Origin of the sequence: Synechococcus sp. BDU 130192 (assembly GCF_963876085.1) — a bacterium.
In the GTDB taxonomy this organism is placed as follows: Bacteria; Cyanobacteriota; Cyanobacteriia; order Cyanobacteriales; family MRBY01; genus MRBY01.
Window position 1 is genome coordinate 52,678 of record NZ_CAWNNO010000001.1, and the last position, 19,706, is coordinate 72,383.

General features: G+C 47.5%; 17 protein-coding genes. 12 read left to right on the forward strand and 5 right to left on the reverse strand.

The annotated features are described in order from the left end of the window. Positions 1–27 precede the first annotated feature (27 nt). Positions 28–561: an adenylyl-sulfate kinase gene (cysC, locus tag AACT35_RS00265; protein ID WP_030007136.1), complete on the reverse strand. Its 534-nt coding sequence runs from the start codon at positions 559–561 to the stop codon at positions 28–30. 76 nt (positions 562–637) lie between these two features. Here cysC and AACT35_RS00270 point away from each other — a divergent pair, with 76 nt between their 5' ends. From AACT35_RS00270 to AACT35_RS00290, 5 genes are all read left to right on the forward strand, one after another. Continuing rightward, positions 638–874, forward strand: coding sequence for a hypothetical protein (locus tag AACT35_RS00270; protein WP_099237350.1), 237 nt, complete (start codon positions 638–640; stop codon positions 872–874). A 30-nt stretch (positions 875–904) separates the two neighbouring features. Continuing rightward, positions 905–1,891, forward strand: a complete 987-nt coding sequence (locus AACT35_RS00275) for a hypothetical protein (protein ID WP_030007138.1) — start codon at positions 905–907, stop codon at positions 1,889–1,891. A 39-nt stretch (positions 1,892–1,930) separates the two neighbouring features. Further along, on the forward strand, positions 1,931–3,397 hold the full coding sequence (locus AACT35_RS00280) for a phosphoglucomutase/phosphomannomutase family protein (protein WP_216820498.1): 1,467 nt from the start codon (positions 1,931–1,933) through the stop codon (positions 3,395–3,397). Between the two features lie 84 nt (positions 3,398–3,481). Then, a complete protein-coding gene (locus tag AACT35_RS00285; RefSeq protein WP_143596746.1) occupies positions 3,482–4,012 on the forward strand; it encodes a hypothetical protein in 531 nt (176 codons plus the stop codon). Positions 4,013–4,334: 322 nt separating this feature from the next. Next, positions 4,335–5,294, forward strand: a complete 960-nt coding sequence (locus AACT35_RS00290) for a hypothetical protein (RefSeq protein ID WP_099237354.1) — start codon at positions 4,335–4,337, stop codon at positions 5,292–5,294. Positions 5,295–5,448: 154 nt separating this feature from the next. Here AACT35_RS00290 and AACT35_RS00295 read toward each other — a convergent pair whose 3' ends face one another. Then, positions 5,449–8,352: a hypothetical protein gene (locus AACT35_RS00295; RefSeq protein ID WP_099237356.1), complete on the reverse strand. Its 2,904-nt coding sequence runs from the start codon at positions 8,350–8,352 to the stop codon at positions 5,449–5,451. 53 nt (positions 8,353–8,405) lie between these two features. Between AACT35_RS00295 and AACT35_RS00300 the strand changes: the two genes are divergently transcribed. Next, complete coding sequence (locus AACT35_RS00300) at positions 8,406–8,660, forward strand: hypothetical protein (protein ID WP_143596747.1); 255 nt, start codon at positions 8,406–8,408, stop codon at positions 8,658–8,660. A gap of 17 nt (positions 8,661–8,677) precedes the next feature. On the opposite strand, the gene AACT35_RS00305 is transcribed toward AACT35_RS00300, so the two are convergent. Continuing rightward, positions 8,678–9,022 carry a hypothetical protein gene (locus tag AACT35_RS00305; RefSeq protein WP_143596748.1) on the reverse strand — a complete coding sequence of 115 codons (345 nt, stop codon included), beginning with the start codon at positions 9,020–9,022 and terminating at the stop codon, positions 8,678–8,680. A 305-nt stretch (positions 9,023–9,327) separates the two neighbouring features. Between AACT35_RS00305 and AACT35_RS00310 the strand changes: the two genes are divergently transcribed. From AACT35_RS00310 to AACT35_RS00320, 3 genes are read left to right on the forward strand one after another with little or no spacing between them, the layout of a single operon-like run. Beyond that, entirely contained in the window at positions 9,328–9,801 is a 474-nt protein-coding gene (locus AACT35_RS00310; RefSeq protein WP_084449040.1) for a cupin domain-containing protein, read from the forward strand. Positions 9,802–9,835: 34 nt separating this feature from the next. After that, on the forward strand, positions 9,836–11,008 hold the full coding sequence (locus AACT35_RS00315; protein ID WP_099237360.1) for a hypothetical protein: 1,173 nt from the start codon (positions 9,836–9,838) through the stop codon (positions 11,006–11,008). Further along, on the forward strand, positions 10,998–11,915 hold the full coding sequence (locus tag AACT35_RS00320) for an oxidoreductase (protein ID WP_099237362.1): 918 nt from the start codon (positions 10,998–11,000) through the stop codon (positions 11,913–11,915). The genes AACT35_RS00315 and AACT35_RS00320 overlap by 11 nt, the downstream gene beginning before the upstream one ends. Before the next feature lie 9 nt (positions 11,916–11,924). Here AACT35_RS00320 and AACT35_RS00325 read toward each other — a convergent pair whose 3' ends face one another. Then, complete coding sequence (locus AACT35_RS00325) at positions 11,925–13,382, reverse strand: PPC domain-containing protein (protein WP_099237364.1); 1,458 nt, start codon at positions 13,380–13,382, stop codon at positions 11,925–11,927. A gap of 468 nt (positions 13,383–13,850) precedes the next feature. Here AACT35_RS00325 and AACT35_RS00330 point away from each other — a divergent pair, with 468 nt between their 5' ends. From AACT35_RS00330 to AACT35_RS00340, 3 genes are read left to right on the forward strand one after another with little or no spacing between them, the layout of a single operon-like run. Further along, positions 13,851–15,233, forward strand: a complete 1,383-nt coding sequence (locus AACT35_RS00330; RefSeq protein ID WP_099237366.1) for an efflux RND transporter periplasmic adaptor subunit — start codon at positions 13,851–13,853, stop codon at positions 15,231–15,233. A gap of 12 nt (positions 15,234–15,245) precedes the next feature. After that, positions 15,246–15,962, forward strand: coding sequence for an ABC transporter ATP-binding protein (locus AACT35_RS00335; protein ID WP_012307096.1), 717 nt, complete (start codon positions 15,246–15,248; stop codon positions 15,960–15,962). 2 nt (positions 15,963–15,964) lie between these two features. Then, on the forward strand, positions 15,965–18,334 hold the full coding sequence (locus AACT35_RS00340; RefSeq protein WP_099237368.1) for an ABC transporter permease: 2,370 nt from the start codon (positions 15,965–15,967) through the stop codon (positions 18,332–18,334). Positions 18,335–18,351: 17 nt separating this feature from the next. On the opposite strand, the gene AACT35_RS00345 is transcribed toward AACT35_RS00340, so the two are convergent. After that, complete coding sequence (locus AACT35_RS00345) at positions 18,352–19,605, reverse strand: RNA-guided endonuclease InsQ/TnpB family protein (RefSeq protein ID WP_099237370.1); 1,254 nt, start codon at positions 19,603–19,605, stop codon at positions 18,352–18,354. Positions 19,606–19,706 lie beyond the last annotated feature (101 nt).

Sequence of the window (19,706 nt, forward strand, 5' to 3'; positions counted from 1 at the left end):
TATGAAATTGTGGGACTGCAATCAAAATTAAGGGGTGATGTAGCCCAGTTCAGTGAGCTTCGCCATCACTTTTTCGATACTTTCTTCAAGTTCTTCGAGGTCAGTGCGGCACTCCACTTCAGGATTGGTGGGCGCTTCATAGGGATCATCAATCCCGGTAAAACCTTTAATTTCACCTGCTCTTGCCCGTTGATAAAGACCTTTAACATCCCGCCGTTCACATTCTTCGAGGGGGGCATTGACGAAAATCTCGACGAAATCACCAATTCGTTGCCGCACTTCTTCGCGAATTTCCCGGTAAGGAGAAATAGCAGAAACAAAGACAATCACGCCGTTGCGGGTGAGCAGATGGGAAACAAAGCCAATTCGACGAATATTTTCATCGCGGTCTTCTTTGCTAAAGCCTAGGCCCTTGGTGAGATTTGTCCGGACAATGTCGCCATCCAGGATTTCTAACTTACAGCCAGCCGCTTTTAAACGTTCCGCTAGGGCATGGCTAATGGTGGTTTTCCCTGCACCACTCAGACCGGTGAACCAAACTGTGACGCCACGATGCTCCATGTGACTTTTTTCCCTCAGAAACAAAACATAAACAGTTTAATGGGAGAAGGGTTTTTTTGAAATTTATCTCCTCACCGTGGCGCGTTCTGAACCAGATCAGCCGCTTCTTTCGGGATTGTCTTTTGTTGCCGCCGACGGCCTACAGCTACTAATTGTGAAAAAAAGCAAGCTTGGGGTTGCGTCCTGGCCAAAGGGCATTAGGATTGTAGAGATATTTCCACATCTTGAACATGTGGCATCAATCTCGACGCTGCACCATGGGCTGATCGCTAATTTCGGCACGGTTAGGTGGCGAGATCATGATTACAATTAAAAGCAATTTTTCTGCCCCCCTCTTGGTGATATGAACGAACTGCGCACAACTTCCTTGGATTCCCTAGAATCTGATTCTTGGTCTGCTGAAGCAGAGGCTAACCGTCTCATGGATGATGTGTTTGCGGATATCGATCAGCTCTTAGGCGATCGCCAGCCGCCCCAATCTTTTAGGCGATCGCCAGAGCCAGAAATCAGACCGATGCAATCGGTATTAGTCACCCAGGGAGACCTCATGGGGCCGCCTCCTGAAGAACCCCCCTTTCCACCAGAGGAAATCGACGCAGAATTGGTGGTCAAACGGGGCTGGGGCTATTACACAGAGCGACTTCTATTCATTTGTTCCTGTGCCTCTTTGGTGGGCGGTATTCTGTGGTTAGCGGCGAATGACCAGTTAAAAATGCCGCAATTCCTCAGTCGTTCTACCCCTCCGGCGACGGAGACAGTCCCCCCAGAAAGCCCAGAGCCGGGGACAGAATTTGCGAACTATATTCAGCGAGCGCTCGACAATATTGACCGCCAAGCGGATACAGAAGCACCAGCATCAGAGGCGAATTCCGGGCCACAGGTCATTGAACGCATTTATATTCCGGTCTATCCACCGAATGCGGGCACCAATGGCAGCGCAAACTTATCCCAGGGTTTAGCCCTCTTACCGCCACCGCCAAGTGTTGAACCCCCCGTGGCGATCGCCCCCCCACCGCCACCAAAGCAAAATTCAGCTCCCTTGGCGATCGTGCCGCCCCCTGCACCCCGTGCGGTGACCCCAACCGTCAACGATGTACCTGCGCCCCCCGCAGCGCCAAAGACGATGTATAGCCTCGTGGGGGTTTTAGAAGCGGGCGATCGCTCCGAGGCTTTATTCAAAATCAATGGCACCACCCAACGGTTCCGTCTCGGTGAAGAGTTGGGCAGTGGCAGTTGGAAGCTGATTGGTGCCCAGAGTAACCAAGTCATCCTGGAGCGGGCTGGTCAGACGCGCACTGTTTATGTTGGTCAAGACTTCCCCAGCAATTAAACTGCTAAAGGACGTTTTTAAGTTTTTGAGGCAGAGATTGTGTTGGCGTTTGGGAATCAACAGCCGATTCGGTTCGGCACAGACGGTTGGCGTGGCATTATTGCGGCGGATTTTACCTTTGAACGGGTACAACGGGTGGCGATCGCCACAGCCCATGTTTTAAAAGAAAATTTCGCAGACCAAGCCATTGATAACACGATAATCGTCGGCTATGATCGGCGGTTTCTCGCAGACGAATTTGCCCTCGCCGCCGCCGAAGCGATCCAGGGGGAAGGATTTCACGTACTTCTAGCCAATAGTTTTGCGCCAACCCCAGCCCTGAGCTATGCCGCCCACCACCACAAGGCTCTGGGGGCGATCGCCTTAACGGCCAGCCATAATCCAGCGGGTTATTTAGGATTAAAAGTAAAAGGGGCTTTTGGCGGCTCGGTTTCCGAGGAAATTACGGCTCAGATTGAAGCGCGACTGGAAGTCGGGATTGATCCTCAACATTCAACGACGGGCAGTTTAGATTATTTTGATCCCTGGCAGGACTATTGCGCCGGATTACAGCAACTGGTTGATTTAGAAAAAATTCGCCAGGCGATCGCCGCTGATCGTCTCCAAGTCTTTGCCGATGTAATGTATGGCGCAGCGGCGGGCGGTTTGACCCAACTGCTCAATGCGGCGATCCAAGAAATCCATTGTGAACCAGATCCTTTGTTCGGCGGCCGCCCACCAGAGCCTTTAGAAAAGCATTTGTCTCAACTGCAACGCACCATTCGCGCCGCCCATAATCAAGATTTAGAGGCAATTCAGGTGGGGTTTGTCTTTGATGGTGATGGCGATCGCATTGCTGCTGTGGCTGGGGATGGTGAGTTTTTCAGTTCCCAAAAGCTAATCCCGATTTTGCTCGCCCATTTGTCCCAAAATCGCCAATATCAAGGGGAAGTGGTAAAAACCGTCAGCGGCTCTGATTTAATCCCCCGTTTGAGCGAATACTACGGTTTGCTAGTCTTTGAAACACCCATCGGCTACAAATACATTGCCGAACGAATGCAACAGACCCAGGTGCTCCTTGGTGGCGAAGAATCCGGCGGCATTGGCTACGGCCACCACATTCCCGAACGGGATGCGCTGCTGGCGGCATTGTATCTCCTGGAGGCGATCGCCATTTTTGATCAAGACCTCGGCGAGCTTTACCATTCTCTGCAAACCAAAGCTAATTTTTATGGCGCCTATGACCGCATTGATTTACATTTGCGGGACTTTTCCAGTCGCGATCGCCTATTAAAGATCCTCGCGACAAATCCCCCCAAGGCGATCGCCAACCGTGACGTAATTCACAGCGACCCCAAAGATGGCTATAAATTTCGCCTTGCTGATCAAAGTTGGTTGCTGATTCGCTTCAGTGGTACCGAGCCTGTACTGCGGTTATATAGTGAAGCGGCCAATCCTGAAGCCGTACAAGAAATCCTGACCTGGGCGAAAACCTGGGCTGAGGCTGCCGACCAAGCCGAAGGTTAGACTAAACAGACAGGGAAGATGAAATATTTCTCCCTGCTCTGCCTGGGTTCACTGCCGAGTTAACGCCTTTGCACTACTGAAAATATGATGTTCAATCGCTCCTTCGCCATTTATTTCACATTAATTTGCGGCAGTTTCGGGATCTGCTCCACGAAGGCGATCGCCCAACCCCAGTGCAACGCCCCCTTAACAGAAATTGTGCCCCAACTCCTGGAAGATTTACCCAGCTATGGTAATCGGGTCATTCAACGGGCGCGTAATTTAGACCGTACTGAAGATAGTTTTAGTTATATTGTCATCGCCAGTCCAGGAAATTTAACTCCTCTGCCCCTCAAAAATCGTCAATATACGCCGACGGTTCCTGATACTACGGAGCAGATTTTTTTCACCACCTTAGAAACCCAATACAACAACAGTCAAAAAATTAGCTTTGAAAACTACTATTGGCTGTTTCTAACCCCTACGAAAAATGGTTGGGCGATCGCCAATGTGGTTTCTAGTCTTGCCAATCCTGATCCTAGCCAACCAGCTAACCCTCCCCGTGATGCTTTCCGAGGTTCCGTGGGCCAAGCCACCAAGCTGTGGCTCCGCGATTTTAATGCAAAATGCCAATAGGCCGAGATAATCAAAACACTACAAACTTGGAATAGCACTATAACAGTACACAACAATAAAAGCATACATAAATACAAAATTTATTTCTTGGCTAATAAAATCAGCTTAAGCCACTAACCTATGACTTTTTAGAAAATGAGTATGAGTATCGAGTATTTCAATGAAACTTCACATTTTTCTTTATTCGTATTTCTAAAAAGTTTGTTAATATTCTGAAAACTCTAACTTTTAGTCAATTATCTAGCTCTTAGAGCTCAGGATTTCTGTTTTTTCGTCTATAAGTTTGAGTTTGCCTAATTATCATGGATAAAAGATTATTCCAATGAAAAACCTTTCTGTAAAGCTTTTAAGTGGAACAGCCACTATCACTGCTGTTTCTCTGATGGCGATTAATCCTGCTACTGCGGATACTGTTTCCGGTTCTGTCACTTTTACCTCTGCTGGCGAAGCGATTTCTGCCTATGCGGTTGAAGTAGACAGTCCCGGCAGTCGCTTCAATTCTGCAGAGATCAGCTTGGGTTACAGACCCTTGAATACACCTCAACTTTTTAATACTGGCCAAACTTTATTTCAGCCTGGTGTTTTGCCTAGTACTCTTCCTGGTCTTGCTCTTCCTGGGAATACTGGCGTTGGGACTCTAGGATCTTTCCTTGCTCTGAACAACCTAACCTTAGTGGGTGGTGCGCCGAAAATTCAAGAAGTCCTAGCTGAACTCAATGATGTCAACGGTACTGGGGTCAACCTTGATACTATCCAATGGACATTAGCTACAGCAAATAGCATCTGTGCCGGTGACCTACAAAGCCTAGTACCAGCAGAAGATCCTATCTGTTTTGAAGTAGAGGCGATCGCCCCACTGACAGTAACAGATGAAGGCTTTGTTGCGGCTAATGTGGAACTGACGGGTTCTTTCGATCCGACTGTCATCCTCTCCGATTTTCTCAAATATGCTGAGTTTATTTTCCAAGATGTTAATAACTCGCCTGTTTATCAATTGTCGTTGGACGCAGCAGATGTTGCTCCCTATATTGATGGCATTCTCCAGTATGCAATTCAGCAGACAGTTCAAGGTGGTGGATCTTTAGAACAGGTAATTGCTACCGTATATAACAATCCTAGCCTTACCACTGACACTAAAAACGCTATCTTCCAAGCCCTCGCTGAAGGAGGATATCTTGATAATCTATCTAGCGTTGCCGGCGATGTTAATGACATTCAAACGCTACTCGGATTTGATATCAATGATGTTGAAGTAGCAGCAGCTATTTTAGCAGTGCCTTAGATAAGCTTAGTTTTTAAAAATCTAAAACTACTCTTTTATGAAATTAAAATGAAGAGGTAATAAGTTTTTGTTATCTCTTTTTTTTATTATGTATAGTTTTTTGAATCTTGCTCACGTTAGTTAAATAAAAATTTTTTAGCTAAATTTATTCAGGTTAGAAAACAAAGCGACTGCGAAATTCAAAATCCAAACCCGAATCACTTGTCCCAATCCGGCCTTCATAGAAAGATGTGCGACTTCTTATCGAGTCATAGCGCAAGATTAATCCTGTTGAACTGCCTTCTGTCCGCTGACCTAAACCAGAAATTTCATTATCAAAGTTTTGCGTATAAATACCAACTGAAATATTGGGATTAAGCCGCTGGCGTGCCGTTAAACTTGTGAATAACTGTTCCCCAAACTCTAAGCGGTTAATAATACTCAAACCTGACTGTAGGCCAATTTGTCCATCAAGCAGTCCGACCCAGTTACGTAGGTTTTCATCTTCATTAGTACTAGTACCTTGAGAATAAAATAAGGTTGGTCGCAGAGTCCAACCCATTCCAGGACGGCGTTCACCATATTCGTAACCCAAGGTCAAATTAAACCGGCTTTGGGTATCTGTATTGAAACGAAATGTCGGGCCATAGGTTCTAACTCCCATGGCCATTGAATTTTCATTCAAAATAGGCATTTCTTGAATCGCGTTTACAAAACCCTTTAAATAAGCACCAATTGTTGGCTCGTTATTATCAATAATTTTTTCTGTGACACCAGGAGCCACTTGACTATTAAACGTAGCCCAGATGCCTGCATTAAGATTGTAATACCAAAGATCAGAAGAACCTGCGTACGCTAACTCAATAGCTGGAACATAAGCGATACCTTCATAAATTGAAGTAAGAGATTGAATTTGATCAATTTGGGCAATATTAATCCGATCAAACGCAATGTCAGAACTTTTAATCGAATTAGGCAAACTACTAAATTGAGTGGAATCCGTTGAAAAGCGCTGTACAAAACGTTGTCCACTAGGTGTTGTCAAAAGAACTTCTGTGCCAAATGTGGTCCGTGGCGATCTCGGAGAAAAGCTAGGTGTAAAAATGGTATATTCTGTTTCTTCGGGTGTTTCAAATAGACGATCTTCTGAAGAAGGAATACTAACAAAAGTCAGTTGCCCAAATTGTGAAATATCAACTGTGGAAAAGAAAGGTTGTCCTGCAGTTGAGCTTAATTGTTGTTCTTCGATTATTTGAACACGACGTGGGAACAATCCGGTACGAAGCTGCCATAATTCTGATGTTTTAGGTGTGATATAACTATCAGAAGTTAATCTTCCAGATGTTTGTGCGATATTAGTATTAAAATCAGCATATAAAAGACTTTTATCCAAACGTAAACCAAGCTCTCTTAATTCTTGAGATGTTGCTTTCGTATTTAAACCAGAAGTGAGCTTACCCTGTTCGAAGAGTTCTTTTGCTGTATTTAATGAATCTTGAACACCATCCTCGTCAACTACTTCAAAAATTCCGCCTAAAAGCAAACCAGTTGTAATATTAAGAAACTGAATCCCATCAAATTTATCTCCCCAACTGCCTACTGTGAAACCAAGGCCAGGGTTAGCAAAAATTTCTGTAAAAGTGGCAGAAGGCTCTTCGGCATGGTACGTGATGGCTGCGCGCTTGTGAGGACGGCTTAGATATCCTTGATACCAACTGGTTGTTTCTGTAGTGACTCTAGCATTATCAATTCTGGGACTACGACGAATCCCGTTCCAGAGTAGTGAATTTAGATAACGTCGTTCATATTCTTTTCCGGTTAGCTCTGGGTTGACTAAAACATTTAAAAGATCAAGGTTTTTAAAGTCATCAAAGGGACGAGCAAACTTAACACCTGGCACTGAAGTAAAATCAAGATCAATTTCAATTCTGTCGCCTTTGGTCAGATCTCCAAAAACAACTCCCGTATTCGTTAAATTTTCCCTAGGAATAAACTCCCCCTCACGGAGATCAACATTGTTATCCAATAATTTACTTAAGTCGCTAGTGGGAAATGCCTGCAAAATAACTGGTGTCCTGTCATCTTCTAATCCTTCGAAAAGATTTTTGCCTCCCTGGGTAGAATTGGTTGATGTTTCTCCTAAGCCTGGTGGAGGATTTAAAAGCTCACTAATATCAGTAATGCTTGGATCATTAAGATCAATACCACTATTAATAATCACTTGACCGGGAAAACCATCATTGGAAGTGACTTGTCCAGCAAATGTTATGATATCCGCCTGACGTAGTTCTTCAATAGATAGAATATCCGTCGTGCTAGATCCATCAGCTCGTATTCTCGGAATATTCCAAACAGCCTGTAATCCCCAAAATGAAACTTCCTGACGAGCGTCACGTATTTCTCGGATATCTGTGGTTTGTCCCTGATACTGAAGACCACCAACCCAACCTTGGGTTTCAAATACAATTCTATTATTAGGGAGAACCCAATAGAACTGATTTTCTTTAGGAAAAAGACCATAGGTGATTTTATCAATTACAAAATCACTGTTGTTAATTTGAAGATCAAATTGACCATAACTTTCTAGCTCAAAAGGATTAAATTGCAGAGGTTCAAAAGTTACATTGTCAGTCGGATCGATGAGAAATGGATATCTCTGTGAGCTAATCGCGAGAGAACGTAACATAAACCGCCTGATTAATTCTTTTCTCCTATCAAGATTTTCAGATTCACTTGCTGCTTCTTTAAAATCTTGTTCTAACTCTTCTGTATTTTGATCTTCTAAGTCTTGGCGAATCGGAAACTCTGGTAGAATCCCCTCTTCGAGATCTATTTGTTCTGGACTGATTTGACTATCATTAAATAATTCCGAGTTTAAAGGGGATTGTGCAATAACTTTTATTGCTTCATGACTAGATAGTTTTTTTTGAAGGTTGTCTTGGTCACTCTGTCCATTCTCATAAGATAGCCTGTCTGTCTCTAAGGGGAAATTTGCAGCGATACTTAAGGTTTGATTTGTCCCTAAATATCCCAAGTAAAAAGTGACTAAAAGTGGCACAACTGACTGTTTAATTGTCATTTTTGATCTAGAGCAGACCACCAGCAACCATAAAGAGCTGTGGATACATAATTATGGATTTCCTTACGCTTTCTACCACTTCTTTATCGTTTAGACCACATATATTACCAATTGTTGCAAATTGTAGTAAGTTTTTTGTAGCCAAAATCATTTTTATCTTTTCAACACAGCTTATTGATTATTCAAAAAGAGATAAACAATCTTCAGGAATAAGTTTTGTTGATTACTTTAATCAAGATAAAAGTATAAAATATAATTTTTTACTTCAAATGAAAGAGGATTGCATCGGTCTAAAACAAGCGGCTTAGACCGACACTATTTACGCCTAGAAATTCCAATTCTCAAAGGTTTGGGGTCGAGAATTGGGGGTAGTCGGTTCTGGTTTTGGATCACCCAAGGAAGAATCTACTTCGTGAACTGTTGCGGGGACTGGTTGCGGGTCACCACCAGGATTGGCAATGCCGCCATGATTCTCACAAAGGGCTGGCCCCACGGTGCCGAGGCCACTGGAGCTGCCTGCATAGCTGTGGAGTGTGCCGTCTGCGCATTCAATGGCCCAGATATCTCTCCCATCTTTGTTATAGAGATGATAAGCGTTCCAGGCTAAAACGGACTGCGGCATTAAGGACAAGGCCATTGCCGGAATCATTAGGAAAGTGAGTGTTTTCATCAGATACTACCTCTTTTTATTCAGTTGTAAAACAGTCAATACTGGGGATTAGTTGCGGCGTATTAATCCCGATGCAGTATGACCCAGTGACAAGTGGCTTCAAGGGAGCCGTAAAGTGAAAAGAACTGCTTGGTGATATTTGGTGTGGGTCTGTTTCGATCATAACCGACAGGAAAAGCACTAATGGGGCGTCTGTTTCTGGGCGCTTTGCAACTCAACTTTAAATTGTTGTTTCGGTTTGCTACTGGGAAAAGTTTTTTCTTCTATCCTTTGGCCATAGTCTTAATACTTGGGAGAAAAATTCGATGGCGACAATTCGTGGAAAAGTTTGTGCCGGTTTTGCCTTGGCGATCGCCAGTGTGCTCACCCAGCAAGCTCTAGTCAAAGCCCATCCCCCTGAACATTTCTCCCATCCATCTGAGATTGCCCAACAAAGCACTGGTGTAGATTTACCACCGGGGCCAAATACAATGTTACGGGCACCGGTGAGCATGGCAGAAAACCTCGAAGTGATTATCTCAGACGTGATTATTCCGCCGGGGGGAAGCTTGCCCCTCCATTACCATCCCGGTGAAGAATTTATCTATCTGCTCGAAGGCTCTGTGATTCATATCGAAACCGGAAAACCCAACCAAATTCTTGTAGCAGGCGATACCTATGTGATCCCGCCCTATGCCCAGCACGCTCCCCAAGGAGGCCCAGAAGGTGGGCGAGCTATTGTCTTTCGGGTGCATGTAAAAGGAGAGCCAGAGCGTATCCTAGTAGAAAGTGAAGAATAAGTTCTCCATCCTGGGGCAAAAATAGCTTGAGATAATGAAATTATTGAATCGATTCATTGGGGGTCTGGTGCTAGTCTGGCTTGCCCAGGGGACCAAAGCCGCAGCCTTTATGACCCACTTAATTCCCGGCCACGAATACCTCACCCTTTTTGCCCTTGAACAATTGCAAACAAGTCCCGATCCCCTGACGCGCAACTTCTATGGCACGCCCGTCGGCTCCATTGATCGTCAAGCCCATCCTTTATTTAATGGCAATACCCTGGTAGATTTTCCGGGGCTAGATCGTCCCTTTGCTGAGCAGTTGATGCAAATTTTAGTCGGGCCAGAAGATTGGGAAGTTCTATCTGAAGCGGAACGGGATGAATTATTAGCGGGCATGATTCGCCACGATGACAATCGCTCCCAAATTACAAACTTCACGCGCAATTATCAGGGGAACGCCCAAGAAGAATCCGTCAGCGCCCATGAATCCTGTGGGTTATCCCATAATTTCATCAAAGACACAATTATCCATGGCGTTGCTTCCATGGCCGGGCCATTGTCTCCGCCGCCAGACTCCGAAAGTTTCGAGCAGCGACACCGAAAAATGACGGGTCTCAAATTTATCGGGGCCGCCCTCCATACTCTGCAAGACTCTTTTTCTAAGGCCCATACCCAAAGACACCCGGACACATGGCTCATCGAAGATATTTGTAGTTATCGCTTTGCCTACTTTGGCCGCAATGAACCTTCTGGCTATTCGGTGGGCTGTGTCCACACCCATTTTCCCTTTGAGGAAGATTTTGGTGGTGGGTCGTTATTAATCGATGATCAGGTGTGGGACCGGGGTCAAACGGGCTGTGAAATAGGAACAGACGGTCAATTGATCAAAAGTTTTGCTTGCCTAAAGGATGAGACCAAGATGGCCGTGGTGGTCACGCGGGATTTGCTGGCATTATTAGTGCCTTTTTTGAACCACGCCCTCTGGCACCAAGAGGTTTTACAGACCGAGCTAGAAACAACTTTGATGGATTTTTTGCAGACTTATCACCCAGACCCAGTGTTAAGAGCAGCCGACCAGGGGATTATGAGCTGCGATCGCCTGGCGGATTTTTCACCCCACACCCGTTTCGATGCCCACCCCCCAGAAATTCAACCCGTTACAATCGACTTTGAACCAGTGCCGTTCCAGCAAAATTTAATGGAGATATTTTTGAATGACCTTTAAGCTCGATAGCCTGCCTTCACAACAAGGCAAAAAAGCCATCGTTACCGGCGCAAATACAGGGCTTGGCTTTGAAACAGCCCTCGGTTTGGCAAAAACAGGCTGTCATGTGACTTTGGCCTGTCGGGACATGGACAAAGCCGCGGCGGCCGCAACTGAGATCCGTCAGCAGATCCCCGACGCTAACGTGGAGACAATGGCGTTAGATCTGAGTCAATTAACCTCTGTTAAAGAATTTGCGACGGCCTACCGTCAACGGCATCAAACTTTAAATCTCCTCATCAACAATGCGGGCATTATGTTCCCTCCCTATAGCCAAACGGTAGATGGTTTTGAAAGTCAGTTTTGTGTGAATTATTTAGGCCATTTCCTCTTAACGGCGCTCTTAATTGATCTGATGCCCGACACCGCAGAATCACGGGTTGTTTCGCTCAGTAGCAACGCCCATAAATTCGGCAAAATCAATTTTCAAGATCTACAGTCCGAGCAAAACTATTCGGCAACAGCGGCCTATGGCCAGAGCAAGTTGGCTTGCTTACTATTTGCGGTGGAATTGCAACGGCGGCTAGCAGCAAAAAATAAAAACATTCTCTCGGTGGCGGCTCACCCAGGCATCGCCCCCACGGAACTTGGCCGCTACATTCCGGCATTTTTAGCGGGCCTGATCCGTTTGATTTTTGTACCTTTTTTCGCAAATTCCGTCGAACAAGGCGCGTTACCCACCCTGATGGCTGCCCTCGAACCCACGGCAACCGGAGGCGACTATTTTGGCCCCCAGGGCTTTGGGGAGATGTCCGGCAAACCAGGACGCGTTGAGAAATCAGACCAAGCCCAAGACGAGGCGATCGCCAAGCAATTATGGGAGACTTCTGAAACGCTGATCAACTGTCCATTGACGATCCCAGACTAACGACGATGGTCAATTCCGTGGGTCATGTTCGCATAAAATGCGGTCTAGTCCTTCCAATTGACTGCAATCTATCGGGCTACTCCCAGCATTCCCAGTAGAACCATTGGCACTACCGAGCGAAACGCCTTTGAGCAGAGACATTCCCTTAAATCCCGATTGTTGATTATTCGCCCAACTGCTCGGATGACTGTCGCCAATGGTATAGTTGCCTGCTTTGAGGGTGACATTCGGGCGCACAATCCAATAGGCATTGGGCACGCCCCCTTGACCCGGTTGGGTCGTCGCTTGCCAGGGGCCATAGGTTGTGCCGTCCTGATGGGTCAGCCACATTGTTCCAGGAGCTTGACCCCGGGCATCGTTCCAGTGGTAGTTCATGAAATAGGTCAACCGTGCCGCATTCGGTAAAGAAAACTGTGTGGCACTACTTGGACTATTACGAACACCATAAATATTATTGTTATCAAAAAGAGTTACCTCTTGAAGGGCCACTTCTGGGGAGGCTGTTGGTGCTTGGGCAGCGGAATTATTTTGATTGAGACTGAGAAGATAGTCCCCTGTTTCGCCGGCTTCATAGCTATTAACAACGATGGTATATTCCCCCGTATCGGGTAGTTTAATGACTAATGTTTCCTTCTCGCCTTTCCAGTTGTCATCAATTTGTGCGATTGCTTCTCCTTGGGGATCAACCAAAATCAACAATCCATCAAAAGCTTGGGTTTCAAGGGTAATTTGAATCGTATCTCCGGCTTGCCCCGTAAATAGATGCGCATTGTAAAATGTCCCATCGTCAAAAACCCGACTATTCCTCGTTAAGGTGCCTCGCCATTGCCTTGAATTTGCGCCTGTTTGGGTCTGGCTCGGTGTAGATGACTGGGTGGCGCTGTTATATTTATTGGCTGAAACGATGCAATAGGCGTAGCTGTTGCGGAACGTGTCGGTGTTTCGCACCTGTACCCAACTGGCGGTTCCTTCGACATAGTAGGGCAGCGGGCCTTCAATCATCCGCACTTGGCGCGTTTGGGGGCCAAATTCTAGCAGATAACCCTTGCCCGCCCTGAGATCAAAGGGGCCAGCAACTTCCCAGATCCCATTATTTTGAGTCCAGTTAGGCCGCATTTCTGAGGTGATCATTGAAAAAATGACGTACACAGGCCCAGGGTTTTGGGGGCCATCATTGAGAGCTTCTTGGTAGGGCGTCCATTCTAAAGGCCCCTGAAACGGTAAACCATAGTTCCCACAGGCAAGGGCCACATCACCGCCATCTTCCTGGGACGTATTTTGGGAGCCGGACTGACTACAGGGAACTTCCACAAGGCGACAGTTGTACTGGTCACAAACTTGCTCAAAACAGCGATTTTCGAGATTATCGAAGGGGTTGGCTGCGGTGAGGGTCGCCCCTTGGAACATCAGTAGGGCTCCAAGAAAAACAGTCCGACTACTAAAATTAGCAACCTGTTGAATCTTCATTGGCCTTCCCCCTGTGTTGAGAATGGGGACATTGCTTTGAGATTTAGAAAAAGCTTCTTTTTAGGAATAGTCAATCTATTTGACTACTGGCTAAATTCGTTGCGACTTTAACAATTAAATTGTTGCTTTTTTTCTAAATCTCCCCTTATTTTCATTGTATCAAAGGAATTTCAGGGCCATAGGTAATGTTTTAGACTGCATCTTAGAGTTTAATTTTTTAGTCAATAAATATTAACTTGTGTTGATAATTTTAAATTAAAGCCAATAGGGTTTTGCTAGGGAACAGCGATGATTGTCGTCCTTAGGTTTTGCAAAGAGAATCCGGCTCAGAATCAGGCGATCGCCAAATAATTGATCGCAGTATGATTTAGCGAAACATTACTATACCGGGCTGATGTAAGTGGCAATGGCTACCATGGAAGTAGGCTCCCAGACTTAATAACCTGACTCCATCGATTTCATTGCGTCGTGGCCACAAACGCTGTCATATCCTCAAAAGTTTTAGACCACCAGCTCAAACCATGGCTGTATGGTTTGGGGATCATCGCCGTTGCTGGAATTTGTGTTGTCCTCTTCCGCCCAAAACCGATTCCGGTAGAAGTGGTGACCATTAAACCGGGGCCTTTGCAAGTGATGGTCATTGAGGAAGGACAGACCTACCTTGAGGACCGCTACCTGGTGTCTACCCCCGTTGCAGGGTATGTGCCCCGACTGGATCTTGAGGTCGGTGATCCGGTGAGCCATGATCAAGTAATCGCCCAGATTGATCCCCTCGAATTTGATAATGATGTGTCGGCAATCTTGGCCCAAATCAACGCCCTCCAAGCCGAAAAAACAGGCGTTGCCACCCTCCGACCGAAGACAGAGAGTTTGACCCAAGCAGAGGCCAAGATCAAGGCGGTTGAAGCAGAAATTGCAGCGGATCAGGCGATCGCCACGGAATTGAGAATTCGTTTCATCCAAGCGCAACAGGAACAACAACGGGGGGAATTTCTCTACCGCAATGGGGCCATCTCGAAACAGGCTTTAGAAACATTAGAACTAAATACCAAGGCGATCGCCCAAAATTCAGAAGTGGCGCAACAAAGACTGAACCAAGCCCAGGCGAATCTGCAAGAGGCGATCGCCGCACGGGATGAGCTGCGGGCCGCCCAACAGGATCCTGATTATTTGCTCGAAGTTTATGATGCCCAAATTCGCAGTTTAGAGGCAGAGCTTGCCAACCGCACCGACCAAGTCCAACGCACCGCGATCAAAGCGCCCATCAGTGGCCAAGTGCTGCGTCTCTATCAAAAAAATTACCAATATCTGGAAGCGGGACAGCCCCTGCTAGAGCTTGGAGATCTACAAAACTTAGCGGTGATGGTGGATGTACTCTCTAGTGAAGCGACCCAGATTCAACCCGGAAATCCCGTCATCATCGACCAATGGGGTGGCGATCGCCCTTTGACGGGCCAAGTGAAACGCCTTGAACCAGCGGCTTTTACCAAAGTGTCGGCCCTCGGCGTCGAAGAACAACGGGTAAATGTGGTGGTTAGCCTCGATGACATTCCCGCCAACCTGGGCGATCAATATCGGGTCGAAACTCAGATCGTGGTTTGGCAAGCCAGAAATGTATTGCAGGTGCCCCTTAGCGCCCTATTTCGCTGCGATGAGCAATGGTGTGTGTTTCTCATGGAAGCGGGACAGGCCCAAGCAGTGGCGGTGGAGATTGGCCACAAAACGGAACAGAATGCCCAGGTCAAAAGCGGTTTAGCTGCCAATGATCAAGTGATCCTTTATCCCTCTGGAGATATTCAAACTGGGCGTCGAGTACAGCCCCAAGCAGACCGTGCAGCGCCGACAAACTAGGGGGCGATAATTATGACCGACTCACCCATCGTTCTTTTTTGGATTCAACACCTTTCCAAGACCTATTACATCGGTGATGTAGCCGTACAAGCCCTAAAAAATATCGATTTAGAATTATACGAGGGGGAATTTGTCGTGCTGTTGGGCGCTTCGGGGAGTGGTAAATCAACCTTGCTGAATATTTTGGGGGGTTTAGATATTCCGAGTACGGGCGAAATTTTTTTTCGGGGCAAAAGTCTCACCACCGCTAATGAAGCGCAACTCACCCGTTACCGCCGCAACCATGTGGGCTTTGTGTTCCAATTTTATAATTTGATCCCAAGTCTGACCGCCGCCGAAAACGTGGCCCTCGTAACGGATCTGGTGGCCCATGCCATGGCTCCCACGGAGGCTTTGACCTTAGTGGGTTTAGAGAATCGCCTCGATCATTTCCCGGCTCAACTATCGGGGGGCGAGCAACAACGGGTCGCGATCGCCCGGGCGATCGCCAAACAACCAGAGGTTTTGCTCTGCGACGAACCGACGGGCGCTTTAGATTTCCAAACCGGGAAACGGGTGCTGCAGGTGCTTGAACAGATTAATCGCGACCTGGGCACCACCGTCGCCGTGATTACCCATAATGCCGGGATTGCAGCCATGGCCGACCGGGTCTTGCGGATGCGTAGTGGGGAAATTGTCGCCATCGAAACGAATGCGATTAAACAATCACCATTGCTTTTGGAGTGGTAGGGATGGTTGCACCGCTGGATCGGAAGTTATGGCGAGACCTACAGGCCCAGTGGGGTCAACTTTTGGCGATCGCCCTCGTGGTGGCCTGTGGCATTGCTTGTTTTGTGATGATGCTCAGTGCTTACCATTCCCTGGTGCTGACCCAAACGGCCTACTATGAACGCTATCGGTTTGGGGAAGTGTTTGCGGAACTGAAGCGCGCGCCCCAAAGCCTACAATCACAAATTGCCGCCATCAACGCAGTTCAGGAAGTACAAACCCGAATTGTCGCTGATATCACCCTCAATGTACCAGGACTCTTAGAACCGGCCACAGCGCGGTTAATTTCCCTGCCTCCTAGACGCGAGGGGATGCTCAATGGTTTGTTTTTACGCAGTCCAGGCACCTTTCCCGATCCCCAGCAGCCTGAGGAGGTGCTCATCAGTGAGGCCTTTGCCGAAGCCAATCAGATCCAAGTGGGCGATCGCCTGGGGGCAATTCTCAATGGTCGCTGGCAAAACCTCCGGGTCACGGGCATTGCCCTCAGCCCTGAATATATCTATGCGGTTTCCGGGGGGAATATTTACCCAGACGACAAACGTTTTGGCATTCTCTGGGCCAACGAAACCGCCTTAAGTCATGCTTTTGGCCTTGATGGTGCTTTTAATAGTGTGGTGCTCACGTTGACTCCTGGGGCCAATGAACGGGCCGTGATTACCCAGTTAGATCACCTCCTCGAAGGCTATGGTGGCTTGGGGGCCTATGGTCGCCGGGATCAGTTCTCCCACCGGATTGTGAGCGATGAGATTCAGAGTTTAGAAGTCTCTGCCACGATCCTACCGACAATCTTTTTGGCGATCGCCGCTTTTTTGCTGCATATTTTAATCTCCCGTCTGATTGCCATCCAAAGGGGACAAATTGCCGTGCTCAAGGCCTTTGGCTATACCAATGTCCAAGTGGGCTGGCATTACCTCAAATTCATGTTGCTGGTTTTTAGTGGTGGTGCTGTTTTGGGGTTATCCTGCGGGCTTTGGCTCGGACAAGGTTTAACCCAACTGTATGCAGACTTTTTCCATTTTCCCTTCCTGCGCTACGAAGCCAGTGCCCTGCTTATCATCACCGCCTTGCTTATTAGTGGCGGTGCGGCCTGTATTGGCGGATTGATGGCGGTACGAGAAGCGATTTTCTTGCCCCCAGCCGAGGGGATGCGGCCCAAACAACCCGTGACATTTCGCGCCACCATGGTCGAAAGATTGGGCTTACAACGGTTTTTTTCGCCAGCCGGACGGATTATTCTCCGCAATCTCGAACGTCGTCCCCTCCGCGCTAGCTTATCGATCCTCGGCATTGCTGTGGCTGTGGCTATTTTACTAACGGGGTTTGGCCTGCAAGGATCCATGACGACTTTAATGGATATCCAATTTCAAACCGTGCAGCGCGAAGACATGACCTTAACGTTTAATCAACTGTTGCCCTATCGCAGCCGCTATCACCTGCGCCACCTCCCAGGCATTCTCAAGACAGAGGTTTTTCGGTCGGTGCCAGTGCGGTTACGCCACGGCCACTATCAATATCGCCTGGCGATTACCGGCCTCGAACCCCAAGGGGAATTACGACAACTCGTTAACCGTCAACTGCAACCTGTATCTTTGCCGCCAGCAGGTCTTGTCTTGGGCACAAAGTTGGGGGAAATCCTCCATATTCAACCCGGCGATCGCCTCGGAGTCGAAGTCCTTGAGGGGAAACGCCAACAAACACAAACCTGGGTAATGGGCTTAGTGGATGAACCGATTGGCCTATCGGCCTACATGAATTTAGCAGCGCTGAATCAAATGCTGGGTGAAGGCCAGGTCATTTCCGGAGCCTATGTTCTCATTGACTCCCACGTAAAAGAACAACTTTACCAAGCCTTAAAACAATTACCAGCCATTGAAGGCATTGCGTTTCGGGAAGCTCTGTTAGAAAGTTTCCAAGCCATTAGCGGCGAAAGCCTCCAGATTATGACCGGTATTATTGTCCTCTTTGCCTGCATTATCACTTTCAGTGTGGTTTACAATTCAGCGCGCCTTGCCCTGTCCGAAAGAAGCCACGAGTTAGCCACTCTGAGGGTGATGGGATTTACCCAAACCGAAATTGCTTTTATCCTCCTGGGGGAACAAACTCTGCTCACATTCATCGCCGTTCCCTTGGGTTTGGGGCTGGGGGTGCTGCTGCTCTGGCTACTGGTGCAAGCTTACAATACGGAGCTTTATCGTCTACCGTTAACCCTAAATTCCGGTATCTATGGGCTGACGGCTTTGATCGTCATTGTCACGTCTCTCATCTCCAATCTGCTCATTTATTCCCAGCTTCAGGCCCTGAATTTAGTGACCGTCTTAAAAATCCAAGATTGACATCCTCTCCGCGCAAATCAAGGATTATGCATGGAGATTCCTTGGGTCACCCCAAAGATTTCCTGCTTCAATGCCAGCCAGCTAGACTGAGTGACCCCAGCCCCCGCCGCATCGGCTCCACAGGCATTTTCTATCCCCCGTTGCCCACGGGTACTAATGACTTGAGCTGCCGCCACATCACGAGGCTTGATTGACCCGCAATGATGGCAGTGATGGCTTCGGGTCGAGAGGTCTTTACAAACCTCTCCCCCACAGTCCGGGCACTCTTGAGACGTGCCCCGCGCATCCACCTTGCTGTAAAACACATCCCGCTTCCAGCACACCCAAGGCAAGACTTGATTCACAAACTGTCCCAGTCCAGCATCGAGGGTATGCTTACCCAACATCCCCTTAGACATAGTGCGGAAATCTAAATCTTCCACAAACACCATTCCGGCATGGTCGCAAAGATGATGCGCTAATTTGAAATGCCAGTCCTTACGAGTATTAGCAATGCGTTGATGCACTCTCCCAATCTTCTTCTGGAGCTTCAGCCAATTAGCTGACCCTTTTCGCTTCTTCTTGAGTCTGCGTTGCAGCGATTTCAGCTTGCGGTGCAGTCCATTAAAGAAGCGAGGTCGCTTGACCTGCTCACCGTCAGAAGTCGAAAGAAAATACTCAAGCCCAACATCAATCCCCACCGGATGCCCATGAGGAGCAACGGCAGGGATATCAACATCAGCCTGAAGGCTAAGCATGACAGAGTACCCCGACGCCTTGCGAACGATCCGGGCTTGTTTAACCTCAAAGAGATTAGGAATCTCCCTCGACCAGCGCACCTTCACCAAGCCCAACTGAGGCAGCTTAATTCCCTCGCTGCTGATGCAATTTCTGAGCATTTGAGGGAAGACAAACGACCGCATTCGATTCGGCTTCTTGAACCGAGGGAGCCCCGACCGCTTTAGCCGCCATGACTCCCAAGATGCTTCTACCTTTCGGATAACCTGCTGGAGCACCTGGGCATTGACTGTTTTTAGGCTGGGGAAATCAGCCTTAGCTGCTGTCAGAGACTTACACTGCCGCGCATAACTGGGGAATGGTGCATTCGCTGGCAAGATGAACTCCTGCCGAATTGAACACGCATTTACGGGAGATTTGCGAGAATCCAGCCAGTCTTTGCGTTCCCGCAGGGAAAAGTTCCAGACATTGCGGCACACATCAAGAATGTGCTCAATCTCTGAAACCTGCTCAGAAGTTGGCTCTAGCTTAAATTCCCACGTCATGTTTAACATACAACCATTATAGTCTAAGAAATATTTGCCTATTTCCTAGAGCTTTTTAATTGCTCCCTCCGGTCGCTCGTCGCTTCACCACCCCCTAAGCCTTCGGCTAT

Excerpts from the sequence above, each read along its gene's own strand:
- cysC (WP_030007136.1), bottom strand. The coding sequence starts at position 561 with ATGGAGCATCGTGGCGTCACAGTTTGGTTCACCGGTCTGAGTGGTGCA.
- AACT35_RS00275 (WP_030007138.1), top strand. The coding sequence starts at position 905 with ATGAACGAACTGCGCACAACTTCCTTGGATTCCCTAGAATCTGATTCT.
- AACT35_RS00285 (WP_143596746.1), top strand. The coding sequence starts at position 3,482 with ATGATGTTCAATCGCTCCTTCGCCATTTATTTCACATTAATTTGCGGC.
- AACT35_RS00290 (WP_099237354.1), top strand. The coding sequence starts at position 4,335 with ATGAAAAACCTTTCTGTAAAGCTTTTAAGTGGAACAGCCACTATCACT.
- AACT35_RS00295 (WP_099237356.1), bottom strand. The coding sequence starts at position 8,352 with ATGACAATTAAACAGTCAGTTGTGCCACTTTTAGTCACTTTTTACTTG.
- AACT35_RS00300 (WP_143596747.1), top strand. The coding sequence starts at position 8,406 with ATGGATTTCCTTACGCTTTCTACCACTTCTTTATCGTTTAGACCACAT.
- AACT35_RS00305 (WP_143596748.1), bottom strand. The coding sequence starts at position 9,022 with ATGAAAACACTCACTTTCCTAATGATTCCGGCAATGGCCTTGTCCTTA.
- AACT35_RS00310 (WP_084449040.1), top strand. The coding sequence starts at position 9,328 with ATGGCGACAATTCGTGGAAAAGTTTGTGCCGGTTTTGCCTTGGCGATC.
- AACT35_RS00315 (WP_099237360.1), top strand. The coding sequence starts at position 9,836 with ATGAAATTATTGAATCGATTCATTGGGGGTCTGGTGCTAGTCTGGCTT.
- AACT35_RS00320 (WP_099237362.1), top strand. The coding sequence starts at position 10,998 with ATGACCTTTAAGCTCGATAGCCTGCCTTCACAACAAGGCAAAAAAGCC.
- AACT35_RS00325 (WP_099237364.1), bottom strand. The coding sequence starts at position 13,382 with ATGAAGATTCAACAGGTTGCTAATTTTAGTAGTCGGACTGTTTTTCTT.
- AACT35_RS00335 (WP_012307096.1), top strand. The coding sequence starts at position 15,246 with ATGACCGACTCACCCATCGTTCTTTTTTGGATTCAACACCTTTCCAAG.
- AACT35_RS00340 (WP_099237368.1), top strand. The coding sequence starts at position 15,965 with ATGGTTGCACCGCTGGATCGGAAGTTATGGCGAGACCTACAGGCCCAG.
- AACT35_RS00345 (WP_099237370.1), bottom strand. The coding sequence starts at position 19,605 with ATGTTAAACATGACGTGGGAATTTAAGCTAGAGCCAACTTCTGAGCAG.